Below are 13990 nucleotides of genomic sequence, written 5' to 3'. Positions count from 1 at the left end.
TCCAACCAGCATTTGTGCGGCGCAACCGAAATGATTGACGGGTCTGCGCCTATCGCCTAATGGCCCCGCTGCGACAGGTTCCCCGGAGACGGGGATGAAAATGGGAACGGGGTTGAAGGCCCCGGCTGCCCCTGCAACTGTAAGCGGCGAGCCACCGGTTCACATGCCATTGGAACATTCGTTCCGAGAAGGCGAACCGGAACGGCGCTGACCCGTGAGCCAGGAGACCTGCCCGTCGCGGTCGTTCTTCGTGCGGACAGGGTGTGCCGGGCGGACGGGGGTCAACCCGCGTAACGACATGATCGGACCGCGCTTTCGCGGGGATGATGCCGTGCGCCCTTATGGTTCCTGCATCGCCCTGCTTTGGCGCGCGGACCATAGTCGGGGCACTATCATGTTGAAAACTCTTTCTCTTTTCTCCGTTCTTCTTTCGACCACCGCCTTCGCGCAGGATGCGCCATTGCCGGATGCCGCGTCGGATGCAGACGCAGGCTCGATCGTCGTTACCGCAACGCGGCTTGCGACGCCGCTGGATCAGGTTCCCGCGTCGATCACTGTGCTCGACAAGGCGGATATCGACCGCGCCCAGGACATGGGCGTGACGGAAATCCTGCTGCGGACGCCAGGCATCAGCATCTCCCGCAACGGCGGATATGGCACGGCGACATCGCTGCGCATCCGCGGCGCGGAAACTGACCAGACGGTGGTGGTGATCGACGGCGTGAAGCTCAACGATCCCTCCTCCACTGGCGGCGGCTATAACTTCGCCAATCTTCTGACCGGCGATATTTCGCGCATAGAGGTGCTGCGCGGCCCCCAGTCGACCCTGTGGGGCAGCCAGGCGATCGGCGGCGTGGTCAACATCGTGACGCCGCTTCCCGAAAAGGATCTCGAAGGCAGCTTTGACGTCGAGGCCGGTTCGCGTCAGACGGTCAGCGGCCGCGCGGCGCTCGGCGGCAAGACCGGTCCTGTGACATGGCGGATCGGCGGTCAGACCTTCACGACCGATGGCATATCCGCCATTGCGCCGGCGGCCGGCGGACAGGAAAAGGACGGCTACACCAACCGCAGCCTGACCGGCCGCGCGGAAATCGCGCTTGCCGAGGGCGTGTCGGTTGACCTGCGCTCCTATTATTCGCGCGGTCGCGTCAACATTGACGGCTTTGCCGGCGACACGCAGGAATATAGCCTCAGCCGCGATTTCGTCGGATATGCGGGGCTGAACGTGGCGCTGTTCGACGGACGGTTCAACAACCGTTTCGGCTTCGGCTATACCGACACCAACCGCGATAATTATGACCCCACCCGCGCACGCGCCAAGACGTTCGACGCGGCGGGCCGGAACCAGCGGCTGGAATATCAGGGCAGTTTCGCGATCAACGAGGGCTGGACCATCCTGTTCGGCGCGGAAAATGAGCGTTCGCGCTTCCGCAGCGTTTCGCCTCCCGCATCCCTGTCGGCGCCGATCCCCGAACCCGGCCGCGGCAAGGCGGAGATCACCAGCTTCTACGGAGAGGTGAAGGCTCAGCCCATTACCGGCCTGACGCTGACCGGCGGCGTGCGGCATGACGATCACAGCCGTTACGGCGGCCGGACGCTGTTCTCCGGCGGCGGCATCTGGGTTCTGCCGACCGGCACGGTGCTGCGCGCCAGCTATGGCGAGGGCTTCAAGGCGCCTTCGCTCTACCAACTGTTCTCGGAATATGGAAACACAGCTCTCAACCCGGAAAAGGCGCGTGGCTGGGAAGCTGGCGTCGAGCAGCGTTTGATGGATGGCGCCCTGAGCTTCGGCGCGGCCTATTTCGAGCGGACCTCGACTGACCAGATCATCTTCGCCAGTTGCGACTTCCCGTCCACCCTGCCGATCTGCTTCATTCCCGGCACGACGATCAGCCGCTTTGGCTATTATGACAATGTCGCCCGGGCAAAGGCGCACGGCATAGAGGCGCACGCGGCGCTGCGCCCGGTCGAGGGACTGACGATCGACGCCAATTATAGCTGGACCGTGGCGGAGGATCGCTCCACCGGAGCAAGCACGTTCGGCAACTGGCTGCCGCGCCGTCCGCGCGACACGGCGAACGGCTCGATCAGCTACGCCTGGCCGTTCGGCCTCACCACGGGTGCGGCGATCCGCTGGTCGGGCAAGAGCTATGACAATGCGTCGAACACCACCCGTCTGGACGACTACACGCTGGTCGATCTGCGGGCTGAATTTGCCGTGTCATCCACTTTCTCGCTGTTTGCGCGGGCCGAAAACCTGTTCGACGAGAAATATATGACCGCCAATCGCTATGGCACGCTGGGCCGCAGCATCTATGCCGGCATCAGGGGCCGCTTCTGATGTCCGCGAAGGAGATGACGGGAGTCCCGCAGCGCGGGGCTTCCACGCTCTGGATCATGCTGCTGACGGCGGCGAGCGCGGTGACGACGCTGGCGCTCGCCTGCGCAACGCCGTTCCCGGCTCTCGCGGCGCTGGCGGCGGTCCACATGCGCAGGCGTGACGGCGTGGCGCTGGTCCTCGCCGCCTGGCTGGCCAGTCAGGTGGTCGGCTTCTGCATCCATGACTATCCGCGCGATCTGGAGACGGCGGGCTGGGCCGTGGGCCTGGCCACCGCCGCTGTCGCTTCAGTGCTTGGGGCCTATGGCGCCATAGCGCGCACGGCACGGCTTCCGGCGTGGCTGAAGCTGGCTGCCGCCTATGTCAGCGCATTCATCGCGTTCAAACTGGCTGTGCTGGTCTGGGCGATATGGCTCGGCGGCGTGGAGATGGCGTTCGCGCCGGGTGTCGTCATGCGCCAGTTTGTGCGGGATGCCGCGATACTGGCGGGCCTGATGATGCTCTATCGCGCGATGACGGCGATAGGCGTGCCCGCCGTGACGTCGAGGACGCGGACGCGGGCAGCCTGAACAATAATCCCCCCGCGCGCTGGCGCGGGGGGACATTATCCGGCAGGAGGCGAAGCGATGCTGACGCAAGTGGATAATGTCCCGGCGGTGGTCGTGTGCAACACCTGCCGCCATAGCCGGGAAGCCCGCGAGGATTCCGAAGGGATTCGCGGCGGAGCCAGGCTGGCGGAGGCGTTGCGTTCGGCGCAGGCTTCCGACCCCGCCTATGCCGCGGTCGCCGTGCAGGAAATGCCCTGTCTTTTCGCCTGCTCGGAATTTTGCGCCGTCCATCTGCGCGCGCCTGGAAAGCTGGGCTATGTGCTTGGGCGCTTCACGCCGGACGCGGACTCGGCGCGGGCCATTCTCGACTATGCGGCGCATTATGCGGAAAGCCCGCACGGCCGCGTCCCCTTCGCCAAATGGCCCGAAGGCGTGAAGGGACATTTCATCGTCCGCACTCCACCCGAAGCGTTTGTGGCGACAGAATGAAACAGTTTCGATCCATTGCCGAATTTAACGCCGCCCTCCGCGATCTTCCCGGTCCGGACAGGCACGCCATTGCCTCGGCGCGCGCGCGGCAGGCGCAACTGACCAAGCCGGCCGGGTCGCTTGGCCGGTTGGAGGAGATCGCCATTTTCCTGGCGGGCTGGCAGGGGCGCGAACGCCCGGAAATCGCCAGGGCGCGTGCTGCGATATTCGCAGGCAATCACGGCGTCACCGTTCACGGCATCAGCGCCTTCCCATCCGAAGTGACTGTTCAGATGGTCCGCAATTTCCAGGCTGGGGGCGCAGCGATCAATGCTCTGGCGACCGCAGCCGGTCTGGAATTGCATGTCGAGGCGCTCGATCTCGATCAGCCGACAAGCGACTTCACTGCTGCGCCCGCGATGAGCGAAGCGGAATGCCTGTCCGCCCTGTCTCGGGGAGCCGCCGCCGTCGATCCCGGCCTTGACCTGCTGGCCGTGGGCGAGATGGGGATCGGCAATTCCACCGTGGCGGCCGCCCTCTGCGCGCGAAGCCTTGGCGGGTCGGCAGCGCACTGGACGGGTCCCGGCACCGGCGTCGACGATGCGGGGATCGCGCGAAAGATTGCGGTGATCGAAAAGGCGCTGGCTTTCCACGCCAACGCGCCGATGACGCCTTTTGAAACCCTGCGCCGGGTCGGCGGGCGCGAAATCGTGGCGATTGCGGGCGCGATCATCGCCGCGCGCCACGCGGGCATTCCCGTGGTGCTGGACGGTTTCATCAGTTGCTCCGCCATCGCACCGGTCGCCGCCGCCTTCCCCGCCATCACCGAACATTGCATCGCAGGGCACCGCTCCGCCGAACCGGGGCATATCCGCCTGCTTGACCGTCTGTGCCTCAGGCCATTGCTCGACCTCGACATGCGCCTTGGCGAAGGCAGCGGAGCGGCCGTCGCCGTTACGGTGATCCGCAGCGCTCTTGCCGCCCATAACGGGATGGCGACCTTCGCGGAAGCAGGCGTTTCGGGCGCCTGATGACGGGTTTCCGCCTGCATCTTCTGCGTCACGGAACGCCCATCGATGCAGGAAAGATGACAGGCTGGACAGACTGCGCCTCTACGCAGGAGGGAATAGCCGCATGCGTGGAGCGCGCCGCGCGGCTGGATGTCGCCGCGATCATTTCGTCCGATCTGCTGCGGGCCAGGGCCGCGGCAGAGGTTATCGCCCTCCGCGCCGCCATGCCTCTGACCACTGATCCGCGCTGGCGGGAACTGGATTTCGGGGCATGGGATGGGCGCGCTGCGACGGATATCGGGACGGACGCCCTCGCCCCGTTCTGGAGCGACCCGGAAGCCAATCCGCCACTGGGCGGCGAACGCTGGTCCAGCATCGTCGCGCGCGTGGGCAAAGCGATTGGCGACATGCGCGCGGCCGACACGCTGGTCGTGACCCACGCCGGCGCAATGCGCGCGGCGCTGGCCCTGCTGTGCGGCCTTGATCATCGTCAGGTGTGGATGTTCGACCTCCCCTATGCGAGCATGCTGTCCCTGCATATCTGGCCGGGCGAAAAGCCCTCCGCCCAGATCATCGGACTGTATCAATGAAGGGATTGATCCTCGCCATCCAGTTTCTGACGCGCCTGCCCATGCCGCGGGTGACGGCGAACGACACCGATTTTGCCGCATCGATGCGCTGGTTTCCGGCGGCGGGGCTGGCCGTCGGCCTGTTCGTTTCCGGCGCGGCGTGGTTGGGCGCGCATATCGATCCCTGGACCGGAGCCTTGGCGGGCCTGGCGATGTGGACGCTCATCACGGGGGGACTTCATCTCGACGGCCTTGCCGATCTCGCCGATGCGGGCGGCGCAGCGCATAAGGACAGGGAAAGACTTCTCGCCGTGCTTGCCGACCCGCATGTCGGCAGCTTTGGCGTCGTGGCGATCGCGTTGCAAATTGTGGCGAAACTGATCCTGCTTCACGGCATGGTTATGGCTGGCCTGTTCCCCGCCCTCATCCTTATCCCCTTCGCCGCCCGGATCGGGCCGTTGGTGTGGACGCTATGGCTGCCGCCGCTGCATGCCGGGCTTGCCGCCCGCTTCAGGGATGCAATCCGCCCCGTGCATATTGCCCTGTGGGGCGCCATCCTGATCGCCGGCGCCTGGGTGTCTCCGGCGCTTCTGCTGGCCTTTCTGATGATCCCTATATGGGCCTGGCATGTCCGGCGCAGGCTTGGCGGCATATCCGGCGATGGGCATGGCGCGGGCATCGAACTGATGGAAACCGGCCTTCTCGCCGCGATCCTTGCAGCCAATGCTTACTGATCAAATGCGCTCTACAGGACGGGTTGTCGTTCCCGTGCCGACTCACTATCGCTATTTTTAAGTCAGTTGTGGGGAAACGGGGTGATGGCGACCGCGATCAGGGATGAAGGCAGGAAAAGGCGATCCATCGTGACCGCCGCGACGCGGATCAAGATCATGGAAGCCGCCGAACGCCTGTTCGCCGATCGCGGCATAGACGGCGTTGCCTTGCGCGAAATCGCCGCCGCCGCAGGCCAAGGCAATAACACCGCCGTCCAATATCATTTCGGGACCAAGGAACGGCTGGTCTACGACATTTTCGACTATCGCACGAACCTGTTCGAACCGCTGCGGCAGAAGATGCTGGATCAGGCGGAGGAAGCCGGACAGCTCAAAAATGCGCGCGTCCTGCTGGAGGTGATGTGCCTCCCTCATCTCAGCATCGCGGATGAAAAGGGCGCCCACCCCTATTCCGCATTTCTTGCGCAATATCTCACCCGCTCGCGCGCGGAGGGTATCAAGCACCCCTATGACGATCCCGAAGTGCCGGTTCCCGCGCTTCGCCGCGTTCGAAGGCTGATCATCGAACGGGTCAGCTATGTTCCGCCCGATGTCCTCCGTCTGCGCGTCGGTCTGTGCAAGTTGATGTTCCTAAACATGCTGATGCGCCGGGACAGTGGTTTCCCCCTGCCCGATCAGGATATTTCGCTGCAGTCGCTGGTCGATGACACGCTGGAGCAGATGTCGGCGGCGCTCACTGCCCCCTATCGCCATGACGGGCTGAAACTGTTCGAGGGGCTGACCCTGCCCGAACTCAGCGGTGCGCCAGAAGCAGCCGATAGGATCTAAGCGCCCGCCACAGGAAAAAGGCGGATAGCAACGCGGCCGCCGCGCAGGTGATCGACAGCGAGTCCCCCACCCGCTTCTCATCGCCGAACACATGATCGGTCAGCAGCGCCACGATTGTCGGAGCAGCGCCAAGGCCCGTCACGCTAACGACAAAGACATAGACGGCCGATGCGATGCCGCGCATCCGGTTCGGCGTCGCCAGTTGCAGCGCTGACGAGGCCAGTGCCTGCGGCATGCTGTAGATGAAGCTGGCCGCCGTCGCCACCGCAAGCGCCGAAGCATAGCTGGTCGTGAAACCGAGCGCGATTGAGATCAGGATCAGGCCCACCGCCGCGCAGAAGGGGAGCAGCATCAGCGACTCCACCCGTCCCCGCTTCTCCAGCATGCGCGCCAGCCATGGTCCGGTCAGCACGCCCAGCGATCCCGTCACCAGAACCAGCGCGCCATATTGGACGCCGACCGTGGAGGCGGCCGCGTCGAACCGCCGGATCAGCACCGTCGGCATCCACGCCGGAAACGCATAGAGACAGACCACCAGCGACGACATGCCCGCATAGAAATTGCCATAGAAACCGCGATGTTGGACAAAGACGCGCCAGACGTCGGCCATCGCCATCTGCCCCTTGTCTTCGGCGATGCGGCTGGCGTGGCGGACTGGTTCGCGCACGAAAAACATCATTGCGACGATCAGCAATCCGGGAAGGCCGGCCGCCAGAAAGACGATCTGCCACGGCTTCATCGCGCCGATCAGGGGCACGGCGGACAGGTCCCAATGCTCCGCGCTTTCCAGCAACAGTCCGCCGAAGATCAACGCCAGACCGCCGCCCAGATACGGCCCCATCATGAAGATGCTGAAGGCGCGCGGGATCATCCGTTCGGGGAAGCTGTCGGCGATGATCGACCAGGCGGCTGGCGTCAGGCACGCCTCCGACCCGCCGACCCCGAACCGCGCCATGAACAACTGCCAATAGGTGCGCGAAAGGCCGCACAGGCTGGTGCCGATGCTCCAGAGCGCAATGCCGAAGATCAGGATTCCGCGCCTGCTCCCGGTATCGGCCAGACGGCCGAACAAGGGGCTGAACAGGATATAGGCGCTGGTGAAGGCGACGCCCTGCAACAGGCTGAGCTTCGTGTCATCCAGTCCGAATTCGGCCTTGAGCGGGCCGACGAGAAGATTGAGCACCTGCCGGTCGATGAAGCTCGCCGTATAGGCCAGCGTCAATACCGCGATCAGATACCATGCGGCGAAACCGGGTTTCGGCTCGGTATCCGCCGGGGCCTTCATGCCCCCTTCCTGGTATAGGCGGCGACGTCGATCTTGCCGGCTGGCTCGAACGTCTGGCGCAGCTCGAACTTCTGCACTTTCGTCGCGCTCATCGGCCAGCTTTCGACAAAGCGGACGTAACGCGGAATCTTGTAGCTGGCGATCGCGCCGACGCAGTGGCGGACGACCTCATCCTCCGTCATCTCCGTATCCGGATTCAGCTCGATATAGGCGGCGGCGACTTCCATCAGCCGGTCGTCGGGCACGCCGATCACCTGCGCCATGCGGATCGCCGGATGGGTCATCAGGAAACTTTCCAGCTCCACCGCAGCGACATTCTCGCCGCCAATCTTCAGCATGTCCTTCAACCGGCCGTCATAAATCAACCGCCCGCCCGGTCCGATACGGCCGAGATCGCCCGTATGCAGCCAGCCCTCCGGCGTCACGGCTGCGGCGGTCGCGTCTGGATCGTCATAATAGCCCGCGAAGATGCCGAAGCCGCGCAGGCATATCTCGCCTGGCGTGCCATGGGGCACCTCCTTGCCATCTTCATCCAGGATACGCGCCTCCATCCCGTCGAACAGCGCTCCGCTGGTTTCATAGAGCAGGTCTTCAGGATCATCGAGCGCGCTGTAGCATGGCACACCTGTCGCTTCCGTCAGGCCGTAACTGTTGACCGCCACCGCGCCGGGAAACAGCGCGCCATAGCGGCGCAGCAGGTCGGTCGGCCCGACCACATGATTGATGCGCAGCCGCGACTGGTCATATTTTGCGAAGTCGGGATGCGTCACCAGCGCGGAGATGATCGTCGGGAATCCAGCATAATGCACCGTGGGCCGCTCAGTGATCAGCAGCGCCATCGCTGTGTCCCCGTCGAAATGGTCCATGCCGATGAAGCATGCCCCGGCCGACCGGCACGCGGCCATCGGCAGCATGGTCGACATGTGGAACAGCGGCAGCGGGTCCCACAGCCGGTCCTGCGGCGTCAGCGCAAAACGCTCGGCCACCGCCGCGCCCATCTGGCTGAGCGATAGGTGGGTCAGCATGCACGCCTTGGGCCGGGATGTGGTGCCGGAACTGAAGATCATCATGCCGATGTCGTCAGGAGATACGGCGCGTGCAGCGGCCAGCACCGCATCGCGCGTCACATTGGCTGCCGCCTGTTCGACGGCGGCGTCTTTGGGCCAGGCGCCTTCGCGCGGATCACCAAGCTCGATCACCTGATGAAGCGCCGGCGCGGCGTCCAGTTGCAGCGGCCCGCCCGTCCAATCCGACAGACCGGGAAACACCCCGGTCAGCATCGGCCGGTAATCGCAATGACGATAGGCCTGCCCGCCGATGAAAAGATGCCGGATATGCGCCTTGGGGATCACATAGGCCAGGTCGTCCGGGCGGTATCGGGCATTGAGCAGCACCGCCCGCGCCCCGATCAGGTTGATCGCGTAATAAAGGATCACATAGTCCCAGCAATTGGGCATCAACACGCCAACATGGTCGCCCGGCTTTACGCCAAGGCCGATCAGCCCGCGCGCCCGGTCAATCGCATGCTCCAGAAGCCCGACATAGCTTGCCTTCCTGCCGCTGTAGATCAGCGCGTCATGATCTGGAAAACGCTTCGCCGCATGAAACAGGGTGCCGCCCACGGTGAAGGGATCGATCTGCTCTGACATGGTCGCATCACTGGGCACGGGCAGTTTCAACTGTCTCTCCGACTATACGGCGTGAAAAATGGGAAATGCATCGGGTCTGATGCGGGTGAGCCATGAATGGCAACCGCCGGCCAGAGGCCAGTGCCTCCGGCCGGCGATGCTCTGTCCCGATCATGCCCAGACAAAGCGGCATCTCAGGGGATGCGCCAGGTAAGCTGCAGCGCAACCGTACGCGGCATCGACACGAAGCCGACCTGATCCGCCGTGCGTCCGGCGGCCGTGCCGGTGCCAGCGCCGGAACCGCTGGCGTCGGTCACGCCGGTCACGACGAACTGGTTGGTCAGGTTCTTGCCCAGCAGGGCGATTTCCCAGCGGTCATCCTCTGCGCGTAAGCGAACCGACGCGTCGAGATTCACATATTTGTTCTGGCGGGAAAGCGGCGTGCCGAAGGAGGAGGTGATATAGCTGGAGCTGTACCGGCTGTCGATCGACAGCCCCATGATCATGCCTTCGCTGACCGGCGTTTCATAGCGGGTGCCGAGCGACAGGGTCCACAGCGGCGCGTCCGAAGTCGGTATGCCGTTCAGATCCTGACCCGGCGTTCCCGCACGGGCCGGGGTCGTGCCGGTCGCCGGAACTGCGGGCACCAGCAGGCCGGGGAAGCAGCCGTTCGCCGGGGTCTGACCGCCATAGCAGGGCGCGATGGACGATCCGTAACGCGCCTTGTTGTAGTTCGCGCTGCCGTTCAGCTCGAAGCCTTCGATGGCGCGAGGCGCATAGGTGAAGTCCATCTCCACGCCCTTGGTCCGCACGCTGCCCGCATTGACCGAATTGTAGGAGAGCGCCGCGGAGTCGAGATAGGTCACCTGCAGATCGGTGAACTTGTAGGAATAGACGCCGACGTTCAGGCGGAGCTGACGGTCGAACAGCGTCGTCTTGACGCCGCCCTCGAAACCCTTGGCGCGCTCCGGATCGAAGGTGAAGAAGTCGGTCGGGGTGGTGGTGGTCAGGATCGAGCTGTTGGAAAAGCCGCCCGACTTATACGCCGTCTTGTACGCGCCATAGACAGTGATGTCGCGGCTCGGCTTCCAGGTCAGCGACGCTTCCGGCGACCAGTTGTTGAAGGTCTGATCGGCGGTGATCGTCTGGTTCACGGCATAGTTGGTGCCTGCAAAACGCGGATTGGCGTAGGGCTGGACGAAATAGCTGTCCTTCGTCTCATGGATGTAGCGAACGCCGCCCGCGGCCTCGATGGTCGGCACGATCTTCCAGATCACCTGGCCGTAGACCGACATGGTTTCGCCATCCGTGCCAGAATCCTTGGCGTAGGTGACATAGCGATAGCCGTCCGGTGCGGCGCTGTTCTCCGACGCATTGTTCAGGACGACCTGCTCGAAGCCGCGCTTGGTCTTTTGGTAATAGCCGCCAAGCAGGAAGTTGACGGGGGAGTCGAACTTGCTGAGCAGGCGCAGTTCGGTCGAGTAAGCATGATATTTGCTGACTTCCGCGCCCCAGATATTGACCGTCGGCGACGACTGATAATCGATGTCGTTCGACCAGTGGTTCTTGTTCCAGTTGTAGTTGCTGACCGACGAAATGGCGAGATTGTCGAGGTCATAGTCCAGCGACAGGGTGGTGCCCCAGGACTTGTAGGTGTTGAAGTTGAGGCCATCCGGACGGGCAAAGCGCGTCTCCGCCGCGATGTCGGCAGGCAGATTATTGACGCGGCCAGCAAAGTCGCGAACGCAGGGCGTGCCGGGCGACGTGGTGCTGGTGCCGCCCTGGCATGCGAACACCGCATAGTTCCAGGTGCCGGGCTGGGTCTTGTTCAGGCCGTAATTCGCCTTCCAGGTCGCCGAGAAATTGTCGGTCGGCTGCCAGTGCAGCGTAGCGCGGGTCAGGATTTCGCGCTCGTTCGGGCCATCGTCCGGGCTGGCGCCAGCGATGTGCGGCGTGTTGGGCGCAACCGTGGCCGCCGTCGGCGTGTCGCGGGTATTGTAGGTGATGGGGCCAGCCAGATTATCGAACAGGCTGCCATAATCCTTCGACGCGCGCACGGCGAGGCGGAAGCCCAGCGTTTCGCTGATCGGGCCAGACACCACGCCTTCAAGCGAAACCTTCTGCGCGTTGAATTCATAACCGCCGCGCAGGCTGGCCGTGAAATGGTCGGTCGGGTTTGCGGTGGTGATCGAGATCACGCCGGCGGTGGCGTTCTTGCCGTAGAATAGCGACTGCGGACCTTTCAGGATTTCAATCCCGCCCAGGTCGAAGAACCCTTCGTTGATGGTGCGGCCCTGGCCATAATAAACGCCATCCACAATGACCGCGATCGACTGCTCCGTGCCGATCGACAATGAGTTGGAGCCGACGCCGCGCAGGGTGAGCTGCGCGCCGGACCCGGTGGCGTTGCGGCCGATCGCGAGCTGCGGCGTCGCGGCGGCCAGGCGCTCCAGCGTGCTGAGATCGCGGTTCTGAATTTCAACGGCCGAAATGGCGGTGACGGATACCGGAACGTCCTGCACCGATTCCTGACGCTTGCGGGCGGTGACAACGATATCCTGCAGGCCGCCTTCTTCGCCCGATGCGGCCGCCGGCTGTGCGGCATCGGCCTGTTCGGCGGGAGCGGTCTGGGCGTGCGCGGTTACGGCCATTCCGGCAAGAATGATCGCGCTGCTGCCCAGCAGCATGCGGGTAAGGACGGTCGAACGGCTTGCGCCGGATTCTCGGAAACTCTGCATCGATAATCCCCTCAACTCTGATCTTTTCTGTCACGCCTGCCGACGCGCACCTTCAGCGGGAGCAACCACCCCAGCCTTCGATAGGCGCAATCTATCCACGTCAATTATTTAAGGCAAGTGACTTTATAATTTTCAGTGGAGCACTCGCAGAATGGCCGAAACGCGGCGAAATCTGACAGTTTTTCACCAAATTCGATGAATCTTGCTGCGTTGCAATAATCGAATCGATTATTTTTTATTCGAGAGTCGCCCATCGCCCTTGCGGACAGACCCATCAATATATTAAGTCATCTGCACCAACAACTGCCCCCATTGGCATCGGCGCCTGTCATCCGCAGCGCCAGCGTCGACAGGCAAGGCCGGGAGAGAAGCATGGACGCCAACAAGAAGCGGCTTGAGGATTTCAGCCTGCTGGACCCGCAGGTTCAGGATGATCCCTTCGGCATGTATGAGGCGATCCAGGCATATCCGGGCATCTACCAGATGCCGGAAACCGGCTTCTTCATTGTCTCCCGCTATGCCGATCTCCGCGCCGTGCTGACCGATCCCGTCACCTTCTCGAACGATGTCGACCGCGCGTCGCTGCAGGGGCCGGAGCTTTCCGACAAGCATCAACATTATCTGAGCGAGCATGGCTGGCCGCATATCCAGACGCTTCAGCGCACCGACGCGCCCGCGCACAGCCGCTATCGCAAACTGGTCGACCGGGTGTTCACTCTGGGCCGGGTCCGCGAGATGACGCACCATATCGAGGAGGTGGCGAACCGGCTGATCGACAGTTTCGCCGGTCGTGGCGAATGCGAGTTCATCTCTGAATTCGCCATGCTGCTGCCCGGCATCATCCTGGCTGAGCAGATGGGCCTCGCCCCGACGGAAGTCGCGACGTTCAAGCGCTGGGCTGACGCCATGCTCGCCCCCGCCTCGCGCCAGATGAATGAGGAGGAGTTGCGCACCGTCGCTGACATAGAGCTTGAGGCCCAGCATCATCTGGCGCGCATGTTCGATGACCGGCGCGCCAATCCGCAGCCCGATCTCATTTCCGGCCTGGTCCACGCCCATGCGGAGGGTGAGGAGCCGTTGTCGATGGCGGAACTGCAAAGCGTGATGAGCCAGCTTATCGGCGGCGGCTTCGAATCGACGATGACGGCGATTGGTCACGCCATGCTGCAACTGATCCGCCATCCGGAGCAGATGCAGGAGCTTCGCGACAATCCCGCGCTCATCAAGGGCTTCGTCGAGGAGGTCATTCGCATCGAAAGCCCGACCCAGGGCCTGCGCCGCCGCGCGACCCGCGATGTGGAATTGAGCGGCACGCTGATCCCCGAAGGATCAGTGGTGGTGGTCCGCTATGGCGCGGCGAACCGCGATCCGGCGAAATTCGTCTGCCCGCACCAGTTCGACATGAAGCGGTCCAATGCAGGGACTCACCTCGCCTTCGGGACGGGCGCGCATTTCTGCGTCGGTGCGGTGCTGGCGCGGCAGGAGATCGCCACCGGCGTCCTGACGATGCTTGCGCGCCTTGACGATATCCAGTTGGCGCGGCCGCTGACCGAGCCGATCCACCGCCCCAACTTCCTGACTCTCCCGCTCCGCGAACTGCCGATACGCTTTAAAGCCAAGGCCTGACGCGAAGCCACTGGCGCGGATTTCTCTCCCCCAGGGGAAATCCGCGCCATTTTTATGCGTCCGGTTTGCCGGGCACCCACCTCCATTCGTTTCAAGCGAAGTGGAGAAGCGGATAACCTCATCTGATCGCAAGCGTGCTCCTGCAAAGGCAGGAGCCCAGTTCAACGCCGGGACTGGGCTCCTGCGTTGGCTTCGCCGCCCTTCGGGTCGCAGGAGCA

General features: G+C 63.7%; 11 protein-coding genes and 1 riboswitch. Of the genes, 8 read left to right on the top strand and 3 right to left on the bottom strand.

Going from position 1 to position 13990, the window contains the following annotated elements; translation table 11 throughout:
• The first annotated feature begins 58 nt into the window (after positions 1–58).
• Positions 59–250, top strand: a riboswitch (cobalamin riboswitch).
• A 144-nt stretch (positions 251–394) separates the two neighbouring features.
• From KFK14_RS08335 to KFK14_RS08305, 7 genes are all read left to right on the top strand, one after another.
• Positions 395–2341, top strand: a complete 1947-nt coding sequence (locus KFK14_RS08335; protein ID WP_212610548.1) for a TonB-dependent receptor plug domain-containing protein — start codon at positions 395–397, stop codon at positions 2339–2341.
• Positions 2341–2907 carry a hypothetical protein gene (locus tag KFK14_RS08330; protein WP_212610547.1) on the top strand — a complete coding sequence of 189 codons (567 nt, stop codon included), beginning with the start codon at positions 2341–2343 and terminating at the stop codon, positions 2905–2907. The genes KFK14_RS08335 and KFK14_RS08330 overlap by 1 nt, the downstream gene beginning before the upstream one ends.
• A 57-nt stretch (positions 2908–2964) precedes the next feature.
• The gene (locus KFK14_RS08325) at positions 2965–3375 is read left to right on the top strand and encodes a DUF1636 domain-containing protein (RefSeq protein WP_212610546.1); all 411 of its coding nucleotides are present in this window, start codon (positions 2965–2967) and stop codon (positions 3373–3375) included.
• On the top strand, positions 3372–4385 hold the full coding sequence (cobT, locus tag KFK14_RS08320; protein ID WP_212610545.1) for a nicotinate-nucleotide--dimethylbenzimidazole phosphoribosyltransferase: 1014 nt from the start codon (positions 3372–3374) through the stop codon (positions 4383–4385). The genes KFK14_RS08325 and cobT overlap by 4 nt, the downstream gene beginning before the upstream one ends.
• On the top strand, positions 4385–4954 hold the full coding sequence (locus KFK14_RS08315) for a histidine phosphatase family protein (protein ID WP_212610544.1): 570 nt from the start codon (positions 4385–4387) through the stop codon (positions 4952–4954). Before cobT ends, KFK14_RS08315 begins: the two co-directional genes overlap by 1 nt.
• On the top strand, positions 4951–5667 hold the full coding sequence (locus tag KFK14_RS08310; RefSeq protein WP_212610543.1) for an adenosylcobinamide-GDP ribazoletransferase: 717 nt from the start codon (positions 4951–4953) through the stop codon (positions 5665–5667). Before KFK14_RS08315 ends, KFK14_RS08310 begins: the two co-directional genes overlap by 4 nt.
• 84 nt (positions 5668–5751) lie before the next feature.
• Positions 5752–6495, top strand: coding sequence for a TetR/AcrR family transcriptional regulator (locus tag KFK14_RS08305; RefSeq protein WP_070152373.1), 744 nt, complete (start codon positions 5752–5754; stop codon positions 6493–6495).
• Here the strand turns inward: KFK14_RS08305 and KFK14_RS08300 are convergent.
• The 3 genes from KFK14_RS08300 to KFK14_RS08290 form a co-directional block, all read right to left on the bottom strand.
• The gene (locus tag KFK14_RS08300) at positions 6461–7780 is read right to left on the bottom strand and encodes an MFS transporter (protein ID WP_212610542.1); all 1320 of its coding nucleotides are present in this window, start codon (positions 7778–7780) and stop codon (positions 6461–6463) included. The genes KFK14_RS08305 and KFK14_RS08300 overlap by 35 nt on opposite strands.
• Complete coding sequence (locus KFK14_RS08295) at positions 7777–9459, bottom strand: AMP-binding protein (RefSeq protein WP_212610541.1); 1683 nt, start codon at positions 9457–9459, stop codon at positions 7777–7779. The genes KFK14_RS08300 and KFK14_RS08295 overlap by 4 nt, the downstream gene beginning before the upstream one ends.
• Positions 9460–9602: 143 nt before the next feature.
• Positions 9603–12146 (bottom strand): TonB-dependent receptor, encoded by a 2544-nt coding sequence (locus KFK14_RS08290; RefSeq protein ID WP_246524970.1) that lies wholly within the window; start codon positions 12144–12146, stop codon positions 9603–9605.
• Between the two features lie 372 nt (positions 12147–12518).
• Here KFK14_RS08290 and KFK14_RS08285 point away from each other — a divergent pair, with 372 nt between their 5' ends.
• A complete protein-coding gene (locus KFK14_RS08285; RefSeq protein WP_212610540.1) occupies positions 12519–13772 on the top strand; it encodes a cytochrome P450 in 1254 nt (417 codons plus the stop codon).
• Positions 13773–13990 lie beyond the last annotated feature (218 nt).

It is taken from the genome of Sphingobium phenoxybenzoativorans (assembly GCF_018286635.1).
Lineage (GTDB): Bacteria > Pseudomonadota > Alphaproteobacteria > Sphingomonadales > Sphingomonadaceae > Sphingobium > Sphingobium phenoxybenzoativorans.
The sequence above is the reverse complement of the archived record's forward strand: the minus strand, read 5'-3'. Positions and strand labels throughout refer to the sequence as shown.